Source organism: Halopenitus sp. H-Gu1 (genome assembly GCF_041821145.1).
Lineage (GTDB): Archaea > Halobacteriota > Halobacteria > Halobacteriales > Haloferacaceae > Halopenitus.
The window spans coordinates 83,414-102,104 of record NZ_JBGUBC010000007.1 but is presented as its reverse complement, the minus strand read 5'-3'; the positions used below and the strand labels follow the sequence as shown (position 1 = coordinate 102,104).

The 18,691-nt window shown below is 57.5% G+C and carries 18 protein-coding genes, 1 pseudogene and 1 riboswitch; of the genes and pseudogenes, 7 read left to right on the top strand and 12 right to left on the bottom strand.

Features of this window, described 5'->3' with window-relative positions:
- Position 1: 1 nt before the first annotated feature.
- Both ACERIT_RS07300 and ACERIT_RS07295 read left to right on the top strand, forming a co-directional pair.
- A complete protein-coding gene (locus ACERIT_RS07300; RefSeq protein ID WP_373674184.1) occupies positions 2 to 526 on the top strand; it encodes a heme A synthase in 525 nt (174 codons plus the stop codon).
- Positions 527 to 759: 233 nt separating this feature from the next.
- Positions 760 to 1,023, top strand: a pseudogene (locus ACERIT_RS07295) (multicopper oxidase domain-containing protein); the annotation flags it as partial.
- An 884-nt stretch (positions 1,024 to 1,907) separates the two neighbouring features.
- Here the strand turns inward: ACERIT_RS07295 and ACERIT_RS07290 are convergent.
- Positions 1,908 to 2,486 carry a plastocyanin/azurin family copper-binding protein gene (locus ACERIT_RS07290; protein ID WP_373674183.1) on the bottom strand — a complete coding sequence of 193 codons (579 nt, stop codon included), beginning with the start codon at positions 2,484 to 2,486 and terminating at the stop codon, positions 1,908 to 1,910.
- Between the two features lie 177 nt (positions 2,487 to 2,663).
- Here ACERIT_RS07290 and ACERIT_RS07285 point away from each other — a divergent pair, with 177 nt between their 5' ends.
- Together ACERIT_RS07285 and ACERIT_RS07280 are read left to right on the top strand one after the other, a co-directional pair.
- Positions 2,664 to 3,290: a hypothetical protein gene (locus ACERIT_RS07285; protein ID WP_373674182.1), complete on the top strand. Its 627-nt coding sequence runs from the start codon at positions 2,664 to 2,666 to the stop codon at positions 3,288 to 3,290.
- Between the two features lie 321 nt (positions 3,291 to 3,611).
- Positions 3,612 to 4,859: an Nramp family divalent metal transporter gene (locus ACERIT_RS07280; RefSeq protein WP_373674181.1), complete on the top strand. Its 1,248-nt coding sequence runs from the start codon at positions 3,612 to 3,614 to the stop codon at positions 4,857 to 4,859.
- 229 nt (positions 4,860 to 5,088) lie between these two features.
- Here ACERIT_RS07280 and ACERIT_RS07275 read toward each other — a convergent pair whose 3' ends face one another.
- Complete coding sequence (locus tag ACERIT_RS07275; RefSeq protein ID WP_373674180.1) at positions 5,089 to 6,492, bottom strand: PAS domain S-box protein; 1,404 nt, start codon at positions 6,490 to 6,492, stop codon at positions 5,089 to 5,091.
- A 421-nt stretch (positions 6,493 to 6,913) separates the two neighbouring features.
- Here ACERIT_RS07275 and ACERIT_RS07270 point away from each other — a divergent pair, with 421 nt between their 5' ends.
- The gene (locus ACERIT_RS07270) at positions 6,914 to 7,864 is read left to right on the top strand and encodes a DedA family protein (protein WP_373674179.1); all 951 of its coding nucleotides are present in this window, start codon (positions 6,914 to 6,916) and stop codon (positions 7,862 to 7,864) included.
- A gap of 326 nt (positions 7,865 to 8,190) precedes the next feature.
- Here the strand turns inward: ACERIT_RS07270 and ACERIT_RS07265 are convergent, their stop codons facing one another.
- Both ACERIT_RS07265 and ACERIT_RS07260 read right to left on the bottom strand, forming a co-directional pair.
- Positions 8,191 to 9,294, bottom strand: coding sequence for a sensor histidine kinase (locus ACERIT_RS07265; RefSeq protein ID WP_373674178.1), 1,104 nt, complete (start codon positions 9,292 to 9,294; stop codon positions 8,191 to 8,193).
- 150 nt (positions 9,295 to 9,444) lie between these two features.
- Positions 9,445 to 10,368 (bottom strand): rhomboid family intramembrane serine protease, encoded by a 924-nt coding sequence (locus ACERIT_RS07260; protein WP_373674177.1) that lies wholly within the window; start codon positions 10,366 to 10,368, stop codon positions 9,445 to 9,447.
- Between the two features lie 394 nt (positions 10,369 to 10,762).
- Here ACERIT_RS07260 and ACERIT_RS07255 point away from each other — a divergent pair, with 394 nt between their 5' ends.
- On the top strand, positions 10,763 to 11,209 hold the full coding sequence (locus ACERIT_RS07255) for a universal stress protein (protein ID WP_373674176.1): 447 nt from the start codon (positions 10,763 to 10,765) through the stop codon (positions 11,207 to 11,209).
- Here ACERIT_RS07255 and crcB read toward each other — a convergent pair whose 3' ends face one another.
- The 5 genes from crcB to ACERIT_RS07230 form a co-directional block, all read right to left on the bottom strand.
- Positions 11,210 to 11,572 (bottom strand): fluoride efflux transporter CrcB, encoded by a 363-nt coding sequence (crcB, locus tag ACERIT_RS07250; protein WP_373674175.1) that lies wholly within the window; start codon positions 11,570 to 11,572, stop codon positions 11,210 to 11,212. It abuts the gene before it with no gap.
- On the bottom strand, positions 11,572 to 11,958 hold the full coding sequence (locus ACERIT_RS07245) for a CrcB family protein (protein ID WP_373674174.1): 387 nt from the start codon (positions 11,956 to 11,958) through the stop codon (positions 11,572 to 11,574). The genes crcB and ACERIT_RS07245 overlap by 1 nt, the downstream gene beginning before the upstream one ends.
- Positions 11,959 to 11,966: 8 nt before the next feature.
- Positions 11,967 to 12,035, bottom strand: a riboswitch (Fluoride riboswitch).
- A gap of 58 nt (positions 12,036 to 12,093) precedes the next feature.
- Positions 12,094 to 13,683 carry a cation:proton antiporter gene (locus ACERIT_RS07240; RefSeq protein WP_373674173.1) on the bottom strand — a complete coding sequence of 530 codons (1,590 nt, stop codon included), beginning with the start codon at positions 13,681 to 13,683 and terminating at the stop codon, positions 12,094 to 12,096.
- Between the two features lie 71 nt (positions 13,684 to 13,754).
- Positions 13,755 to 14,018 (bottom strand): HalOD1 output domain-containing protein, encoded by a 264-nt coding sequence (locus ACERIT_RS07235; protein ID WP_373674172.1) that lies wholly within the window; start codon positions 14,016 to 14,018, stop codon positions 13,755 to 13,757.
- Between the two features lie 313 nt (positions 14,019 to 14,331).
- Complete coding sequence (locus tag ACERIT_RS07230; protein WP_373674171.1) at positions 14,332 to 15,642, bottom strand: APC family permease; 1,311 nt, start codon at positions 15,640 to 15,642, stop codon at positions 14,332 to 14,334.
- A gap of 160 nt (positions 15,643 to 15,802) precedes the next feature.
- Here ACERIT_RS07230 and ACERIT_RS07225 point away from each other — a divergent pair, with 160 nt between their 5' ends.
- Positions 15,803 to 16,099 carry a DUF202 domain-containing protein gene (locus tag ACERIT_RS07225; RefSeq protein ID WP_373674170.1) on the top strand — a complete coding sequence of 99 codons (297 nt, stop codon included), beginning with the start codon at positions 15,803 to 15,805 and terminating at the stop codon, positions 16,097 to 16,099.
- A 75-nt stretch (positions 16,100 to 16,174) separates the two neighbouring features.
- On the opposite strand, the gene ACERIT_RS07220 is transcribed toward ACERIT_RS07225, so the two are convergent.
- The 3 genes from ACERIT_RS07220 to ACERIT_RS07210 all read right to left on the bottom strand — a co-directional run bounded on the left by ACERIT_RS07220 (position 16,175) and on the right by ACERIT_RS07210 (position 18,658).
- Positions 16,175 to 16,333 carry a hypothetical protein gene (locus ACERIT_RS07220; protein WP_373674169.1) on the bottom strand — a complete coding sequence of 53 codons (159 nt, stop codon included), beginning with the start codon at positions 16,331 to 16,333 and terminating at the stop codon, positions 16,175 to 16,177.
- Positions 16,334 to 16,442: 109 nt separating this feature from the next.
- Complete coding sequence (gene sod / locus ACERIT_RS07215) at positions 16,443 to 17,054, bottom strand: superoxide dismutase (RefSeq protein ID WP_373674168.1); 612 nt, start codon at positions 17,052 to 17,054, stop codon at positions 16,443 to 16,445.
- A gap of 140 nt (positions 17,055 to 17,194) precedes the next feature.
- Positions 17,195 to 18,658 carry an HPP family protein gene (locus tag ACERIT_RS07210; protein WP_373674167.1) on the bottom strand — a complete coding sequence of 488 codons (1,464 nt, stop codon included), beginning with the start codon at positions 18,656 to 18,658 and terminating at the stop codon, positions 17,195 to 17,197.
- Positions 18,659 to 18,691: the final 33 nt, after the last annotated feature.

Genomic DNA, 18,691 nt, shown 5'->3' with positions numbered 1-18,691 from the left:
TATGGCTCAACATTCACCAAACTCGAACTACCTGCGAAAGATGATCTCAGAGAGCCCCGTCAGGTACGGGCACATTGCTGGCCTGACGTTGGGTCTGACGTACATTGTGATGCTTCTGGGTGCTTACACGAGTGCGATCGGTGCCGGTCTCTCCTGCCCCGATTGGCCAACCTGCTACGGCACCTGGGTCCCCTTCCTCCAACCCGACATCATCGCCAATTCGCCGTACTCTGCCCTCCAGATATTCGCCGAATGGGCTCATCGCGGACTTGCGATGACTGCTGGCCTCTTCATCGCGGGGACAGCAGTTGGGGCGTGGATCGTCTATTCAGACGATCCGCTAGTCAAATGGTCCGCAACAACAGCACTCGTCTTGCTTCCATTTCAGGTCGTACTTGGCGGACTGACTGTCACAGGGAACCTCAAACCAATAATCGTTACGACGCACCTCGGAGTCGCCACTCTCATTCTCCTCAGCCTGCTCACAACCGTCCTCACGGCCTACCTTCGTAATAGACGAGTTTAGAAACCCAAAGTATGGTTGAAGAAGCATGACCGATAGCGAACACATTTCGACCCTGTTCACGTCATCTGGTGAAAATATGGACTGTTAACGCGACGCCGGTTCCTCGCAATGAGTGGGGTAATTGCACTCAGTGGATGTCTCGGTGGCGAAAACAATGGGTCACAAAATACTGATGTAGATGGCGCCGTAGCAAACGTGGCGGTTCCGAAGGCAACGAACCGGCCGACCGCGAATCCGTCAACGGGAAGAGCGCGCCCCGAACGCTTCATCCTGAGAAAAGCTCACCGATCATCATCGAGAGGGGCGATTCCGTTCGTATCCACCTCGTTAATGGCGGGTACATGTCCCACCGATGCACATTCACAACCACCGCTTCCAGCGCGTCGAAAAAGACGGCGAGACGATTCGGAAGCTGCTCGACACGACATGGACGTCACGAATCTCGCCCCGCTAAACGACACACAATCGATTTCACAGCCGATGCGGACCCCGGCATATCTCATTAACCTAAAATTCGAAGGAGTCGTTCCTCGTACCGATAAATAATCTCCACCACTTCGATAAATGTAGCTAATACTGGATGGTCGACATCCAAGGGTTCGTACAGATACGAACAGAGATCAGTGCAACCATGTTCATCTGACGACTGCTCGGATCGACGGGTATGGATCTGCGCTTGTCGCCGTTGGAGCCACTCCTCTGACTTGTCGGTCAACGATTGCAGCGTTTCATATCGGCTGGTTAGTTGAGTGCCTGAGAGGCCCTGTAATTCTTCGTCGCTGGTCTCGACAACCGTCTCCCGAATTCGCCCGACTGTGGACTGCGCATTCGTAAGTGTAGCGTATCATCCTCGAGCGTTTCTAGGAAGATCCGGCGGCTATCGATACACCGCTGAGCGGCATCAAGGAGTCGCTGTTTGATAACTGGCGAAAAAGACGATGCTTCAGAGATCAGGAGCAGAACATCGGCCCCGAATTCGGCGCTGATGCTCGCCTCGAATGAATCATCGTAGACCTTGTCGTAGTGACCGACTGCCATCACGGTCTCGCAATAATGCGGCTCGATCTCATTACGGACTGACCGCTGCGCGTACGAGAGCTCTTGTTGCATTCCGACGGATGGCTGTTTGATTTGTGGCGTATCTGTTTCGAGGTTCTGGATGCGCTGGCGAAACCAGCGAAAAGCCTGACACTCTCGTTCGACCTCGCGTCGCTCTCTCCGAACACGCTCAAGGGCAGATTCCAGATTGGTCGGCCAGGAGGGTTGTCCGGGGATCATAGCCAGTAGGTCGGCTCATATATTGTGTCCGCAGTACAGTCAATTTCGGCCATTGGCTTCGTGGGCAAGGCGTGTTACGTAGACCACGCCAGCTACACCTAACCTACCCAGAGAACTCGCTGTACGAGACGCTATCCTGATTAACGATGGTCTGGCTTTCAGGAACGTCTCCGTCCGGTGGCATACTTCCCTCAGCTGGACCACCTGGCTCTCCGACGATAATCCGGCCGACCATCCCCAGGGTCTTGTGTGGAATACAGAAGAAATCGTATGTCCCCGTGGTTTCGAACGTGTGCTCGTACGTCGCCCCCTGTTCGCTCAGAATCTCACTATTGAACGCCTCCGCTCCGTCCGCGATCCGGGTGACCGACGCCGGGCCGTTCCCTTCCTTGTAGGCGGTCGCCGAGTGGCTTCCGCTCTGAATTTCGAACGTGACCGTGTCTCCGGATTCAATGAACAGGCCGATCGGATCGAAATAATACTCGCTGCCTTCAGTGACCATCATAACCGTATTCGCCCCCGCCTTGGAGCCTCCCGAGCCAGCAGTCGTCTCCTGCGTCTCGGTCGTCGTCGGTTCACCGCCACCACCATCTCCATTCCCTGAACTACTACAGCCTGCGAGACTGGTTACGCCACCTATTGCGAGAAGTTCGGCTGTTTTGAGCAGCTGTCGGCGCTCCATATCTCTCTTATCAAAGCCCCCAGCATAAGGGGTTAATGCGGATTCCCAATACATAGGACGCCGCCTTCATTTGACGTACGGAAGTCGCAAAGTCAGAGTGATGGCATTCCGTCCGACAGGGGCCCATTTTTCACTTGATCTGCGGGTCATCGGATCGTCGCGAGCGGAGCCGTAGGCGTGACAGTACTCCTTTCGACGTTCCTCGCACCGACGCTTCTCATCCGGCTGATCAGCCTTGTCTTCCCCGACGAACCTGCCGAGATTGCGGGGCTCCTCGAAATCACCTCACAGACCCTCTTGCTTCTCTATGGTGTGCTCTCGGTGAGCGTTGCTGCGATTCTCGCCGGTGTCACGCACGGCTATCGACGATCGCATGAACAACAATCCGAACGGCCCCGTCGACAGACGACGCTCCAGTTTCTCGTGGCCGGCTCGTTCGCGGTCGCATTCCTCGGTGCTCGCACCCTCGTGACGCTTTCGGGTATTGTCGGCACGACTGTAGACGGGTCCGCAGGCGCGATTCCGGTCCGCGAACTCTGGGTGTGGGGCTACCACGTCCACCACTTCTACATCGGGTTTGCTCTGCTTGTCTTCGTCGGCTGGTTGGCCGTGTTTCGCGAGACGTACTCGCGGCGGATTGCGGCTGTATTGTACGGTCTCGGGCTCGGCATTTTTGTTGACGAAATCGGGATGCTCCTTACCGAGGGGAACTACTTCATGTTATCAACCTATTTCATCGCAGTTCTATTTACGTCTCTGTTTCTGGCCGGATTCTACTGGGACCTACGGACACATCGGGGATGACCTCCTCCTCCTCACCTTCTCGCTCACGGCCTACAAAGAGTCGAAACGCTCTATCAGCGGCGACTAACTGGTATTTCCCCTGGTGTGGGACGCCTCACCGGAAACGGCGAGGAGAAGTTACTGACGTGGACTCCTGTAGCCATTAGTAAGAGGGTCAAACTAGATTCTGAGGACGAACAACAAGGGAAATATCAATCAAGGTATGCATCGTCGTGAGTGACCTTCCGAAAGATATTAGGGGAGAAAAAGAAAAAGATTTGATAAGGCTAATCTTCGTATGAGCTCCCAACCCATCCCGTGGCCAGACCAACAGGATCCAGTATGACGTCTCGGACACTTCCCTCACTTCGAGAGATGCTCTATTACGTCGGCCCCGGATTCATCATCAGTGTCGCCTATATGGATCCTGGTAACTGGGCGACCAATGTGTCGGGTGGGGCTGAGTTTGGGACGGCCCTTCTCTGGGTCATTGTCCTGGCCAGTCTCATAGCGATGGGAATTCAGATCATCGCGGCCAAACTGGGTATCGCCACCGGGAAAGGGGTTGCCCGATTGTGTCGCGAACGCTTTCCCACGCCAGTCGTATGGATCCTTTGGGCCGCGGCTGAGCTTGCCATGATTGCGACCGACATGGCCGAAATCATTGGTGCGGCGATCGGTTTCAGTCTCGTCTTTGAACTACCGCTCGCTGCCGGTGCCGTGCTCGCCGGGATGAGTTCATTCGCCCTCCTAGGCGTCCGGACAGCCTACAAACGCGGCTTCCGGTGGGTCGAGTTCACGATCATGGCTATGGTCGGAATTATCTCGCTCGCATTTATCTTCGAGATGGTGCTCGCCCAGCCAACAGCCTCGCAGATCGGCGCTGGCCTCACACCGAAGATTCCGAACACGTCAGCCCTCTATATCGCAATCGGGATTCTCGGCGCCACGGTGATGCCCCATAGCGTCTATCTTCATCCCGCGATCGTTCAGGACCGGCGCACGCGGCTGATCGAGGCGAATGGGGACTCAGAGTCCGTCCATCGACGGCACTTCTATCTGGAGAGCGCCGATACAGTTCTTGCCCTGTTCGGCGCGATGTTCATCAACGGCGCGATGCTTATCGTTGCCGCAGCAGCCCTCCAGGGAACCGGTATCAGCACCCTCACGGATGCCTACGTCACCCTCTCCGGTGTCTTCGGGAACCATGCCAGTCTGGCGTTCGGTGTCGCGCTCATCGCCGCTGGCCTGGCCTCATCGCTCGTCGCAACGTTGGCCGGACAGACCGTCATGGATGGCTTCCTGGACCTCAACGTGAACGTCTGGATTCGACGCTCTGTCACACTCATCCCAAGTCTCGTCATCGTCATCGCGGGGTTCGACCCCACGCGCGTCCTCGTCGCCTCACAGGTCGCGCTCAGCTTCGAACTCCCGTTCGTCCTGATCCCGCTCCTATGGTTTACCCACGAGGAAGACGTGATGGGAGGTTTCCGGAATCGAACACGGACAACGTATCTTCTAACCGTCGTCATCGGGCTTATCGTCGCCTTGAACGTCTGGCTACTGTATTCGACCCTGCTCGGATCGTGATGGAACGAGGGGCGCCCGTTGCTGGCCAACTCTGCCACAGAAAGGTGTATAGTGGTCGCTGTCTAGACGCTGAACCTAATCCTGGGCATCGTGACCTACCCGCTGCTCACCAATCTCTATAGATGGGAGCGAGTACGGCTCGGGGGCACAGTCATCGCAGTCGCTACTCCTACATTGTCTCCGGACGCTCGTGCTCTTCGTCTCTACGTGGCTGCCTGACCTGCCCGCGTCATCGTTTGTCCCGGGTTTTCGGGATGACAAACGTCACGATGGTACCGGTGGGGTCGCGGTCGGTCTTCTCGAGGCGACCGCCCGAGCGGGCCGCCGCCCACTGCATCACCCACAATCCCAGTCCGGTAGCGTGGGCGAGCGGCTGTTCGGTCCACGACTCGATAGGCCTCCACTCCATGTCAGGAATACCCGGCCCGGAATCCGCGACTGCCACTCGGACGACATCTTCGGGGCTGACATCGACCGACACGGACACGTCCGGCGCGTCGACATCTGTATGTTCGATGGCGTTCTCGAGCGCTTCGCGAATCGCCTCCTGTAACAGCGGGACAGCCTGTACCGAGGTGTCTTCGGGTGTCTCAACGGTTATCTCCACCTCTGGGTGCTCCTCTTGAACCTCCGTGACGACGTCGCGGACGCAGTCGCTCACGTCCAGCGTCGTGACGGCTCTACTTAGCCGCTGGAGGCGACCGACGTGTTCGGAGAGTGTGATGAGACGTTCTGCAGCGTCACGGATCGCAGTTGCTGCGGACGCCTCGTCGTTATTGTCGGCGATGGTGTCGGCGTAACCGCGGATGACCGTCAGTTCGTTCCGGAGGTTGTGCCGGAGAACACGTTCGAGGACGGTCTTCTGCTCCTCGAGCAGTTCCACCCGTGTCCGGTCGCGAACCACAAACACCGCGACCGGCACGTCGAGCGACGGGTCAGTAACGGGTGTCGCCCAGAGCTCGACGTCGTAGAGCGTACCATCCTGTCCTCGCCGGTGGGTTCGGACTCTATCGAGCGTCTCGTCCCGAGCGAGGCGCTGGAGGTGCTCGTCGTGCTCGGCCTCGTACTCCGCGGGAATGATCGGCAGTTGCATCCCCCGAATTTCGGCGGCATCGTAGGCGAAGAGGTCTTCGGCGGCTCCGTTCCAGAGACGCACTGTTCCGTCCAGTTCCGTGACAACCGTCGGGAGCGGGAGTTCCTCAACGACGGTTTCGAACCGATCCCGTTCGGCTCGTATCTGCCGTTGGGATTGCTGTACCCGGGCGTCGTAGAGGCCGGTCGTCATACCGCCGAGACAGCCCGACGTCGTGAGATGATCCAGCACGAAGATGCGTTCGAGACCGGTAATCCCTACGTTAGCCGTGCCAAGCAGACCGAGTACGAACAAGAAACCACCACCGAGGAGCGTCCAGCCGAGGATGCGTCGCTGGGTTGAGGGTGACCACCCGTGGTAGAGCGCCCACGCGCCTCCAAGTGAGATCAGTACAGCCGCACCACCGACATACGCCGACTGTAGTATCCCGATAATACCCTCCTGCTCGAGAAAATCCTGCAGGATGGCGAATACTACAAAGGATATTCCAAGGAAAACGATGATTACTCCGCCATCGGCGTTACTCCACTTCGAACTCATTACAGCCCGTTATCGTTGAAGACGTAAGGTTTTGCAGGTTTGCTGAAACCACGTCCCCACTGGTACTCATAAGGGGGTTCAACTACCCGATTGCGACCGAAGCCCTAGAAACCTACCGCTAGACGAAACCGTACGAAAGAGCTTCGACAAGGCCGACCTTGTGTGAAACCCCGAAGGAATCAGAACCGATAGGCGATGGAAGGTCGGTAGTTCCCATCAGTTACTGGTTCGGTATCGAGAGAGTTTCGTCGATCGTGCTGTGGACCGCATTATCGACTTCTGGGGATAACGCAAATGGAGAGATTCATACCGTCACGGAGGTAACAGCCAGATGGCTTCGTGACAATCCCACGGGATGGCTTCTGTAAAACTGTGAACTACCTGGCCGAACCTGCAACGCACCCGTCTGAGATGATCGCCGATGTTTGAGTGGCTCGTCCAGGCTGTCCTGGCGTTCATCAACCAGTATGGGTATCTCGCGGTGTTCGTCTACATGGTGTTGGAGACCGCATTCATTCTCCACTTCGCCCCGAGTGAAGCCATCGTCCCGTTCGCGGCGAGTCAACTCGTCCACGACCCCGTCTCGTTCGTCCTATTCGTCATCGATGCAACTGCTGGGGCGACCGTTGGGAGCCTCGTCGCGTACGTGCTGTTTGGGCGGTATGGAGAACGTCTCCTCGAACGATACGGACACCTCATCCACGTTTCAGAACGCAACCTCGAACGAAGTCAGGCCGTGTTCCGCGGGTATGGGGAGTCAACGGTCTTCTGGGCGCGAATGCTTCCATTCTTTCGGGCGCTCATCTCGATTCCGGCTGGCCTCGCCGAGATGGGCCTGCGACGGTTCGTCCTCTACACGGCAAGCGGTGCAGCACTCTTCAATACGGGGCTGGCGTATCTCGTCTACACCGGGTCGAACACGCCCTCCCCATTGGAAATTGCTATCGGAACGGTCAACCGATGGGTCGCGGTGGAGCTGGCGTACATCCAGTCGCACGTGCGGTTCGTGATCGAATTGTTCGGGATCATCGTTCTCATCGGAGGTGCCGTTTGGATGGGTCGACACTGGATTCGAGCGTATCCCGAGACTGCGAAGCGCCTCACACTCCATCTCGTTCGTATTGTCGGCGTCGTTGTGGGCGGGCTCTTCCTGTTAGGGGCGGTATCGTCCCCGCACCGGGCGTTTGCGGCGATTACCTGGGCGTGGAACGACCCGCTATTCTTTGTCTCACTTGGATTTTCCGAACAGGTCGCACTTGTGTTGTCCGGAGTTCTCATCGGTTTCGGCGCAGTGCTCGCGTTCGAGCTGGGCCAACTGGTACGGATCGCTCATGTTCAGACCATTATTAGTCGCCTCCGCAGACGATTCTAGACTCAGCGTCTGAGCCTGTTCAGGAGTCTTTCTCCGTATCAGACCACACACTTCACTTTGTAACGCGAATGACCGCTTATGAGGACTGTTAGGGAATTGCACGAACGCTCTTGTGAAGCAGATTGTTGGTGAGGACTCCGAAACTGGGAAAGCAGCTACAACCACCTCCACTCAGCCGCTTACACCCCCGTTCTGAGACTGGAGCTTCCGAAACCTATCGAGAACAAAACCGCCAGACAGCTCTCCACCAACAATGTTCTACACAAGAGCGTTGCACGAAAGAGGGCTGCCGAAGCGGATCTCGAATCACGACTACGTATGTATCGCTACACAGGTACATCATGCCATTCATCGCCGACATCTGCCTGTGTAACACCCCGAATCTCGAATCTCGCTCCACCATCAGCAGCCTGTGTGACGGTGATCGTCCACCCGTGACCCTGAACGATTTGGTGAACGATCTCTAATCCGAGTCCGGTTCCATCGGAGGCAGTCGAATAGCCGTACTCGAAAATCTGCTCGCGCTCGTCTTCGGGTATGCCGTGGCCGTCGTCTTCAATGTAAAATCCGCAGTCGTCATTGAGGCGGCCGACGCAGACGGACACATTGTCACCGCCGTGTTCGACTGTGTTTCGAAACAGGTTCCCGAACAGTTGCTGCAGTCGGCTGGCATCGGCTTCAATTACCATGTCGATCGTGACATCGAGAGATGCGCTCTCGGTATCGACTTGGTCCCAGGCCTGCGACGCAGTTTGCTGTACTCTGACTTGTTTTGTGTTTCCTATACTCTGCCCCGTCTGAGTCAGCGTCAGTACGTCGTCGATGAGTGTCTCCATCCGGGAGTGTGCTCGACGGATCGCCGCAATATGCTCGGTGTTCCCCTCCTCGTTGATGAGATCTAGCCGTCCAGTGGCAACGTTTAATGGATTTCGTAAATCGTGCGTGACGACGCTGGCGAACTTCTCGAGACGCTCGTTCTGCTGCTCCAATTCGCGCTGTTTGGCTCTGAGTTCGTTGGTGAGAACGTAGCGACGTGCATCGTACCACCCTAGGAGGAGGCCTGCGGCCGCCCCGAGAGTTATGAACGTCAAGACAACGTACCCTTCATTGAACTGGCGGGCCCCCTCGGCATATTCATAGCCAATTGCGCCTCCACCGAAGAGGCCCATAAGTCCCATCCCAGCACCCACCCATCCTCCAATACGCACTAAGACGTCGTCCGGGAGGTCGCTGTGGCACACCTGGTACCCGCCGACTGCGACAGCGAGAGCGATAACAAACGGAAGTGCGCCGCCGAAGAGTAACGCAAGTGTGGTTTCCTCGGTGAGAGCATGAATGAGATGTGCCCCAGCGAGGAGCAACCCACTACCACTGACCACCCCGAGGGTGAGATATCGACGAGGTATTGGTTCCATGCCGGGACTATTCATTCAGTGATCCTACAATAGCTTTGTAACTGGGTTCAAAAAATCTTCCCAAACGTACTGTTCGATGAACGCTTCATGGGAAAGCAGGAGCGGCGTCGCTGTACTAGTTATACACTCCCCCGACTGACCCCGATGTATAGTATTTGAGGGGAGTCAGAAACGTCGCCGACCGGGCCCACCGGGACCACCGCCGACCCGAATCGACTCGGGAACGCTCCGAGTCCTTTTGACAACTGCGCCGTACGCAAGGCCGAGGCCAAGACCAGCGAGATGCGCCCAGTTCGCAATCCCTCCAGGGCCAATGGAGGAGAGGCCGGCAACGGCTGAAAAGGCGGCGAACCCGATAGTGAGGAGCCACAGCGGCATGGGGATGATGAAGTACAGATACACCGTGAGATTCGGTCGGAGGACGGTGAGCAGCCCCATCACTGCCATGATAGCGCCCGACGCGCCGACGACACCGGTCTGTATGCCCGGGCTTATGAGGAGCGTCGCGCCGACCTGTGCGAGGCCAGCGAGCGCACCGGCACCGAGGAACAGCGCGGTGAAGCGCTTCGTCCCAAGTCGGCGTTCGACGACAGGCCCGAAGAAGTACAGCGCGATACTGTTGAACGCGATGTGTGTAAACCCACCATGGGCGAAGACAGACGTAATCCACGTCCAGACGTACAGCGGATGCCCAGTCGAGAGGACGAACACCGACCGCCACAGCGAGGACGTGAGAGGGATTCCGAGAAAGAAGGAGAAGATAAAGAACTGGAACCCGAAGGTCACCCACATCAGCGCGAGGAACAAGTAGGTCGCATTGCCGCGGAAGAAACTGACAACACCGCCGGTCGAGGTCTGACGTCCAACGTAGGCTTTCGCCCGGTCGAACACGCCAGTGTCGGAGCGGCCGCGGTTCCGAACGGAATCGTCGAATCCGGAATCGAAGACACCGCTTGGATCGTTCCAGTCCGCTAGTCCAGGACAATTGTGGCTCTCGGGAAGTCGATGGTCGGAACAGAACGTGTTCCCACACCGGTGACACTGGTACGGCATATTTTCGTACGCACCGCACTCGTCACACTCAGCCATCAGTTCCTCGTAGCCAAGCTGGTCGTATAGAAGTTCGGCTTTTCGGTCCGCGGGTTGAGTCGTCAGTATCTCGAATCTTCGGTCCGTACACTTTCTTGTGAGAGGTACCGAAGGGTCGTCAAAACCGATAACAAACGAGCCGAATAGCGTCGAAGACTCAACGTTCCTATCCCAATTGAAGTCCCGAAAAGCCTATAATCGTCTTCCCATTACCACTACGCGCCGAACCTCGAAGAGAGTTCGATCGCTCACTCGAGGTCAGGCACTCCCGTGTCGGCCCCTTCCGAACCCCTGCGCCACCCCCTGTCCCCCTCTTTCCCATGCGTTGGAAAAGAAATACCCCGTGAGAGGGCTCTCCACATGGCTTTAATTCGCCGGGGACGGAGGGAGCAGTATGTACGACCAGATTCTCGTAGCGACCGATGGAAGCGACGGGAGCACCAAAGCCATTACTGAAGCGCTCGGACTCGCGGACCTCTCCGATGCGACCCTTCACGCCCTCTACGTCGTTGACACGCGAGACTACAGCACCCTGCCAGAGTCGAAATGGCTCACGATTGAAGACCAGCTGACCGAGCAGGGTGAACGGGCCGTCGGAGCCGTTGAGCACCTCGGAACCGAGGGGGGAGTCGAGACCGTCACCGCTATCACTCGCGGGATTCCGCACGAAGAAATCTTGGCGTACGTTGACCAGCACGCCATCGATCTCATCGTCATAGGGACCCACGGCCGCACGGGCCTCAATCACTTCCTCATCGGCAGTGTCGCAGAAAAGGTCATTCGTAGTGCAGACATCCCTGTTCACGTCGTTCGCATCAATACTGAAATCGACCAAGCATAGTCAGATGAACCCACGCGTTAGAACCCACGCTAATCCGATGGCAATGCTCGTACCAAGGAGATTCCCGCCGGCATTGACGATGGCACGCACTCGTTCGCCGGTTTCCCACAGCCGAACCGTTTCGAAGGCGAACGAGGAGAACGTCGTGAACGAGCCACATGCGCCCGTTCCGAGGAAAAGAAGCAGATTGTTGTCCAGTCCGAGGAACGTAACGAACCCGAGAGCGAAACTTCCGACGACATTCACCGTCATAGTTTCCAGCGGGAATCCATCGCTGTCGACGCGTTCGCTGACGAATTGCCGCAGCAGCGCGCCGAGTGCCCCACCCGTGCCGACGATGTGGGCCGGATCCAACTCGATCATCAAGTCTCCCCTCCGTCGACGATGCGCGCGAGCGTTCGACCGGCGAGGATGCCAGTGAACCCAAACGCGTACGTTGCGAGGATGTTCCCGACGAGCAAGAGCGGGCTCGCTTGAAGGCTCTCCAACGCGAACGTACTGTACGTGGTGAACGATGAGAGGAAGCCGGTCCCGGCGACGATCTGTGTCTGCTCTGCGAGCAGGCCGGAATAGATCGCCTCGTAGAGCAAGAATCCGAGGACGAAGCTGCCGATGACGTTCACGAGCAATGTTCCCGGGATGCCGGGGGCAAGGAATCCCACGAAGTAGCGGAGATTAGACCCGGCGAATCCGCCGATACCGATCAAGGCCAGTGCTTCCAGTCGAACGAGTGTGTGTTGGGCTGACATGGAAATCGCGTGGAAAAGGAGTCATCAGCCGGCGTGTCCGGCAGTTGGGTCAGGCGGACTCCATCGCCCTACTGTACTTATCGATTCAAACGATAGCCTAACCTTTTTCGATTTTAACTCCGCCCCGCTGAGCAGTTATATGACAGTCTTTAGGACGAGCCGAATGAGTCGAAGAAATACCGTGCTCTCAGGGAAAACCCCGAGCACAACGGATCCTGCTGCCACGACGAGGATCGGCCCGAGCATGAACCATGTGGATTCACTACCAGCCCACCCACGAGACTCCCAGTCGTCACCGACTGTAGGTCCCTCTGAATGATCTATTCCACCGTCTCTGGCCGGGGTAAATCGCCCACCAAGTGGCCCCTCGAGAATCGGCTTCGGATCAGCAGTATCTGGGGACTCGAAGAACGCGGTGTACACGATAGGCCAGAAGTACGCGATGTTGAGGACGCCGGAGATCAGGAGCGAGACGGCGAAGAGACCACCCCCCACCTCGACCGTTCCAATGAGGAGATACCACTTGCTGACAAACCCGGCAAACAATGGGATACCGGCCATTCCGGCACTCGCGATCGCCAACGCACTCATCGTCAGCGGCATTCGTTTCCCGATGCCTGCCATCTGACTGATGTAATCTGTGTGTGTTTCGACGTGAATTGCCCCCGCACAGAAGAACAACGTGAGCTTCATGAAAGCATGGGCAACGATATGAAGAAGTCCGCCAACGATGGCGGCCGGTGAAAGGATACTCAGTCCAAGGACGATATAAGAGAGTTGACTCACTGTTGAGTAGGCGAGTCGCCGTTTGAGGTTGTCCTGACGGAGGGCAATCACGCTCGCGATGAGGAGGGTACCGGTGGCAACAATCGCTACAGGGAGACCAACGCCAAGCGAGTGAACAGTCTCGGGTCCAAAGACGTAGAGGACCACTCGGGCGAGCCCAAAGACACCGCTTTTGACGACCGCCACAGCATGCAATAACCCTGAAACGGGTGTCGGCGCAACCATCGCATCCGGAAGCCACGAGTGCAGGGGCATCAGCGCTGCCTTGACACCAAATCCGGCGGCAAGCAGGGTGAACGCGATACGGCCAAACACTGGATCAACGTTTGCAATCGCTTCGATCCCGCCGGGAGTAAATGCGGTTGTGCCCGTCAGCCAGAAAATCACTATGGTCCCAGTGAGGACAGCAACTCCACCACCAAAGGTGTACGCTAAGTACTTCCGGCCTGCAGCTCGTGCCTCCGCAGTTTCGGCATGGACGACGAGAGGATACGTGGAGACAGTGAGCAGTTCGTAGAAGACGTAGAGCGTCACCAGGTTCGAAGCAAACGCAATACCGATCGTGGCACTGAGACTGGCCGCGAATGCCGCAAAATACCTGGTCTGGGAGTGCTCACTAAGCTCACGCATATACCCGATACTGTAGAGACTGGCCACGGTCCAGAGCACTGACGCGAGTAATGCAAACAACAGGCCTAGGGGATCAACCCGTAAGACTAGACTGATGCCAGAAACGAAGGTTCCGAGAGCGGTCGAATAGACTGTTCCCGAAAGGACCCCTGGAACCAAGCTGGTAACAAGTGCGAACTGACCGAGAGCGGCGAGGATGGTCCAAGCTTCACGAACATTTGGGCGGCGCGTGGACGCGAGGATGGCAGGGACAGCACCTGCGGAGATCAGGATTGTCGCCAGCGGCCGAAGTGAAGAGACGGTTGTCATGAGGTGAGACGATCGGGGTTCCAGACGTTGTTACCGCTCGATAGCGTTCTATGCCAACAAATCCGAGGGTATCAGCCTAGTTCTTGAGTGATTATTCGGCCATCGGAAAATGCGGTCACTTCGTATCCATGATAGGTGAGCGTCACGTGCTCTACTGAGGTGGTGGGACCGGTAGCGTTCGATCGAAACAGTTGGTCCAATGCGTCTGGATCGAGTTCTGTGCCGAGTGGAGGGTCTAACTGTAGTGGATCAAGTCCTTCCGCCTCCGCGACCGTTTCGATAATCGCCTCACTAACTGATTCAGATGAATCGTCTGTTGAACCCGAGGACACCATTCTATCTGGACCTCTATATATGCCATTTCGTTCATAGAACTATTACCTTTGTGATTGTGGGAGCGTTTTTCGCCAGAATTGGGGATTCACACGAGAAACGGCCGGTCATCGAGACTAGAATTGTAGTAACGACAGCGGCGAGTTCTTTTGATGAAAACGGCTCACAATATCCGATCGTAAGTACCAGAAGAGCGAACTGGTGAATTGCCGCCTTCTCGTGAGGGAAGGTCGAAATCAATCGGGGTGAACAGACAGATCTGAGTTGCGACAACCACTTAGCGGTTGTCACAGTAAACGCTCACCGGGCAGGGGTTCACACGGCCTCTTCGAGTTCTTGTATCTCCGCGAGGATGGGGTCTCGTTCGAAGTAGAGCAATTCGACTCCGATGACAGCAAGTACAAGTACAACTACCGTCCCGAACACGTGAGGTTCGGTCGTCGCGAGGTGGTAGGTGAGTGCCACAACCGTCGCCACCGCGCCGAGCGTACCCACCGCTGGGACGGCGATCGTGGCGAGGGCGTCCCCACGCTGACGGAAGGCGAGGTAGCTCATCGCCCCGAACAGCGTGATGAACGCAAGCGAGGCGAACGAACTAATCGCATTCAGGCTCCCTAGGACGCTGAGTCCCGCTGTCAATCCCCCCAGCACAAGTAACGGGCGAATTGGTTCATCACCTTCACTCGTCAGCTCGCATGGGAGGAAGTCGTTCGAGACGAGCTTCTTCGAGAGCCGGGCCGCCGAAAACAGCGTCGCATTGAGTGCACTCCCCGTCGAGAACAGCGCCGCCACCGAGATGAGCAGGAAGCCGGCCGAGCCGAGAAACGGCCGAGCCGCGATGGCCAGCGAAGTCTCGGCGTGCTGCTGGATGACCGACGCGCTCACGAGGTTCGTCGTCACGACGGCGACGATGACGTAGAGGAACGTGGCGAAGCCGATGGAGATGTAGATCGCTTTTCGAACTGTCTCCTCAGGGTCGCGGATGCTGTCCTGGTCAAACGCGAGCAACTCCCAGCCTTCGAACGCGACGAACGCGATTGCGCCTGCGATGAGCGGCCCGATGCCGAGGTTCGACGTCCCCGTCGTCAGCTTCCCGGTGGTATAGCCGTAGTACAGGCCACCGACGCCGAACACCAGCAGAATGACCACTTTCAACCCGACGAGGATATCCTCGGTCTGGCCCGAGGCTCGTGCCCCGAGGACGTTCAGGCCGACGAACACCGCGACAGCCGCGAGCGTCACGGCGGGCCGAAGCGGCAGCCCCAAACCGGGGACGGACTGGACGCCGATGAGTTCGACGAAGTAGCCACCGAAGGCGTAGGCGTATAGCGACATCGTCCCGACGTAGCCGATAATGAACGTCCAGCCGGTCATCCCTGCGAGTGTCGTGTTTCCCGTGCATCGCGCGACGTACGTGATCGGTCCCGCCTGAACGTCAATGAGGCTATTCAAGCGGATAAACGAGTACCCCGCACAGACGGCGATGGCGCCCGAGGCGACGAACGCGAGCCACGCGAGCGTTCCCGCCGTGGCTGCTACCACCCCGAGGACAGCGAAGATGCCGCCACCGACCATCCCACCGACCGCCAGCGAGACCGACTCGGTCAACCCGATCTTTTCAGACATACACCGTGTTGTCCGTCGCGCTGATTAGTTTTGAGGATGACGGTTCGGGATGATAACTTTAGACCGACAGAGCAGGGTCTCGTGCGTGTTACGACTCGCATGAACGCCAACGATATCGTCGAGATGAACTGCTAACTGCCCACAGACCGACCAAGTATCCGTGCGTCCACACCAACAGGATGAAGCGACCCAGAAAGCGACCGAACTCGTGGAGGAACGGGCGCGGCTAGCCCAAGAACGAACCATCCTCGCACACACCAGAACCGGATTCGCGTCGTTCCTGTTCGGGACAGCGATTATAGGATTGTTCACCTCGGTCAAAACGGAGGTTGTAGGCAGGGGGTTCATTCTGACCGGAGTTTTGTTCCTCAACACTGGAGCACGTTCGTATTTGTCGAGTAATCGGCGGATACGTCATCCCCTAGAAGAAGTTGAACACTCGGTTTGGGGGTTCTGAATCAATGAACGGTTCGACGCCGCCCCTCTCTATGAGCTCATATAGTCGTAAGGGACAGACGAAACGGGAACGCACTCACCGCTCTTGATCCATCCCTGTGGGCACGTGACGCCGACCACAGTTCGAACAGCGATAGACGAACCGCCAGCCCCCGCCGATAGTGAACCGTTTCTCATAGGCGTCGATAGCCCCGCAGTCAGGACAGACGTGTGGCAGACCCAGGGGTTTAGCCATCGTTACACGTTGCAGGTGTGGCTACAAATAGACGCTTGACGAGAGAATGCGATTCGCCATCGAACTTGTCGTCCACACTGTTCGATGAGAGAGCAATGAACAGCGCTGTTTACTCGAAGTGGTCGAGGGACTTCTGGTATTGCTCGGCGGCGTGGTCCCAGTCGACGACCTCGAAGAAGGCGTCGACGAAGCTCCCGCGGTCGGGACCGTAGTCGTAGTAGTAGGAGTGCTCCCAGACATCGAGCGCAAGGACGGGGTGGGCGCCCCAGAGCGCGCCCTGGTCGTGCTTGTCGACGACGAGGTTGCGCAGCTGCTTGGCGACGGGGTCGTACACGAGCAGCGCCCAGCCGCCCGCAGCGGATGCGGCGGCCTCAAACTCGCCTTTCCAGCCCTCGTAGGAGCCGAAGTCGGTCTCGATGCGCTCGCGAAGGTCGCCCTCAGGTTCGCCGCCGCCGTTCGGCGACATGTTCTCCCAGAACAGCGTGTGAAGGTAGTGCCCACAACCGTTGTGAGTGACACTACGCATCGCACCGCCAGAGGAACTGAAGTCGCCGCTCTCACGGTTCTCGGCGAGCGTCTCCTCGGCGCTTTCGAGGCCGTTCAGGTACCCCTGGTGGTGGGTGTCGTGGTGCCACGTCAGCACTTGCTCGGAGATATGCGGCTCGAGTGCGTCGTAGTCGTACGGGAGCGGCGGTAGTTCGGGGGTGGAATACTCGGACATTGCAGCTCGAATTTGCTAGGCCATCCATATAATGGTTTGCTGACCCATGGTACTTGCTCTGTAATGTCCGATGAATGGATTTCAACAAAGTCACTAATACATGCTGGTTCGTATCTGTTGCTAGCATCTTCCGACCCCATTCACCCCCGATGCACTATTGCTAGATCGCAATCAACCGCTTGAATTCGTTCGAACGTTGGTGTTGAAACGAACCGTGAGACAGGTCCACGATCGGTGCTTGCCCCGATAACAGTCAGATCGTAAAGAGACGCATTTCGTTCGAGAAACTCTTCGACTGGGCCGGTGGCAACCCGCGTCTCGATGGGATTGGGGAACGACTCGATGAGGTTCTCCAGCAGTATCTCGGCCATCCGTCGGTCACGTTGCTGTGAGACACAGGTACACGCACTTACTGTTCCGTCGCTGGGGATGAGTCGGTGGGCAAAGTCAAGCATCGCGTTGGCGAGTTCGCCCGACGTGCGGACCATCACCAGGATGCGTTCCCATTCTGTGCGGCCGTTCGACGACCGAAAGACAACAGCATCCGTATTGCCGCTCAAAACCGTCCGCACGAACGGGCTGGGGCCTCCCTCCTCGGTTTCGTATCCACAGACGATCAAATCACAATTCTCGGTTTCTGCGGTCGTGAGTGCTGTCTCCCCGGCAGCCCCATCCTCGACGGCGACAACGAACTCACAGGGGACGTCGACAAGGGAGGTGACTCGATCCTGAAGTTGCTTAAGGGCGTGGAGTTGCTCTTCGGCGAGACGTTCCTCAACTACCTCCGTGATAGGCTCCGACGACACTTCGCTGTCTTCAGAGACCACCATCTCATCGGCAGCCTCCAGTGCCGCTTCCGTTTGCTCAACCGTCTCCGAACTCACCGTTTTCATAAGGACGATTTTTCCAGCGTCGTGAGCCGCTGCCAGGCGTGCAGCGAACAGAGCGACCGATTCAGCGGTATCACCTCGAACGGGGACAAGGATCTGGTCGTCTCTCTGGGTCGAACGGAACAGATAGCGCGCTCGTTCGTGATAGACATAACGTCGCCAGAGCAGGAAGACGCTGGCGATGAGCAGACTCGACACCACGATTCCGACGGCGTAGGTCAGCCGCTCGGCACCGGTGACGAGTACGAGGAGCGCTGTCGAGAATGCCGTTGGCTCTTCCAACGACAGTCCCCACGTTACGACCCCAGTGAGAAAGATCCCCAGCGCGGCTGCCCCCGCGTGGACTTGGAACTGTTCGGGCGTAGTTGGATACCAGAATCGTGCGCTCACCTCGAGGGCGAGCCAGCCGCTGAGTGCGCCGGCAGTCATCCCGCCAACGAACTTACGTGGCGACGAGTAGCGGCCCTCAGGGTCAGCAAAGAGCGTATACGCGCCCGAAGCGAGAGGCGGGTACACCAGAAAGGAGACCGCCGGCGAGACGTTTGAGACCCACGTCACGATGCCGATGAGAAGCGGGACGAAGACAAGTGCCGACAGCTGTAGGAGGTTTTCGGTATCTTCGAGCCATCGACGAAACTCTCGGACTTCCTGTCGTTCGATCCGACGGATGCGCCGCCGAACCGAGTGATAGCGATAATACAGTGACTCGAGCATATCTAAACGTCCTTGCGGGCAATGAAGTGTGTG

Coding starts and splice junctions, on each gene's coding strand:
- ACERIT_RS07300 (WP_373674184.1), top strand. CDS start 2: ATGGCTCAACATTCACCAAACTCGAACTACCTGCGAAAGATGATCTCA.
- ACERIT_RS07290 (WP_373674183.1), bottom strand. CDS start 2,486: ATGGAGCGCCGACAGCTGCTCAAAACAGCCGAACTTCTCGCAATAGGT.
- ACERIT_RS07280 (WP_373674181.1), top strand. CDS start 3,612: ATGACGTCTCGGACACTTCCCTCACTTCGAGAGATGCTCTATTACGTC.
- ACERIT_RS07275 (WP_373674180.1), bottom strand. CDS start 6,492: ATGAGTTCGAAGTGGAGTAACGCCGATGGCGGAGTAATCATCGTTTTC.
- ACERIT_RS07270 (WP_373674179.1), top strand. CDS start 6,914: ATGTTTGAGTGGCTCGTCCAGGCTGTCCTGGCGTTCATCAACCAGTAT.
- ACERIT_RS07265 (WP_373674178.1), bottom strand. CDS start 9,294: ATGAATAGTCCCGGCATGGAACCAATACCTCGTCGATATCTCACCCTC.
- ACERIT_RS07260 (WP_373674177.1), bottom strand. CDS start 10,368: ATGGCTGAGTGTGACGAGTGCGGTGCGTACGAAAATATGCCGTACCAG.
- ACERIT_RS07255 (WP_373674176.1), top strand. CDS start 10,763: ATGTACGACCAGATTCTCGTAGCGACCGATGGAAGCGACGGGAGCACC.
- crcB (WP_373674175.1), bottom strand. CDS start 11,572: ATGATCGAGTTGGATCCGGCCCACATCGTCGGCACGGGTGGGGCACTC.
- ACERIT_RS07245 (WP_373674174.1), bottom strand. CDS start 11,958: ATGTCAGCCCAACACACACTCGTTCGACTGGAAGCACTGGCCTTGATC.
- ACERIT_RS07240 (WP_373674173.1), bottom strand. CDS start 13,683: ATGACAACCGTCTCTTCACTTCGGCCGCTGGCGACAATCCTGATCTCC.
- ACERIT_RS07235 (WP_373674172.1), bottom strand. CDS start 14,018: ATGGTGTCCTCGGGTTCAACAGACGATTCATCTGAATCAGTTAGTGAG.
- ACERIT_RS07230 (WP_373674171.1), bottom strand. CDS start 15,642: ATGTCTGAAAAGATCGGGTTGACCGAGTCGGTCTCGCTGGCGGTCGGT.
- ACERIT_RS07220 (WP_373674169.1), bottom strand. CDS start 16,333: ATGGCTAAACCCCTGGGTCTGCCACACGTCTGTCCTGACTGCGGGGCT.
- sod (WP_373674168.1), bottom strand. CDS start 17,054: ATGTCCGAGTATTCCACCCCCGAACTACCGCCGCTCCCGTACGACTAC.
- ACERIT_RS07210 (WP_373674167.1), bottom strand. CDS start 18,658: ATGCTCGAGTCACTGTATTATCGCTATCACTCGGTTCGGCGGCGCATC.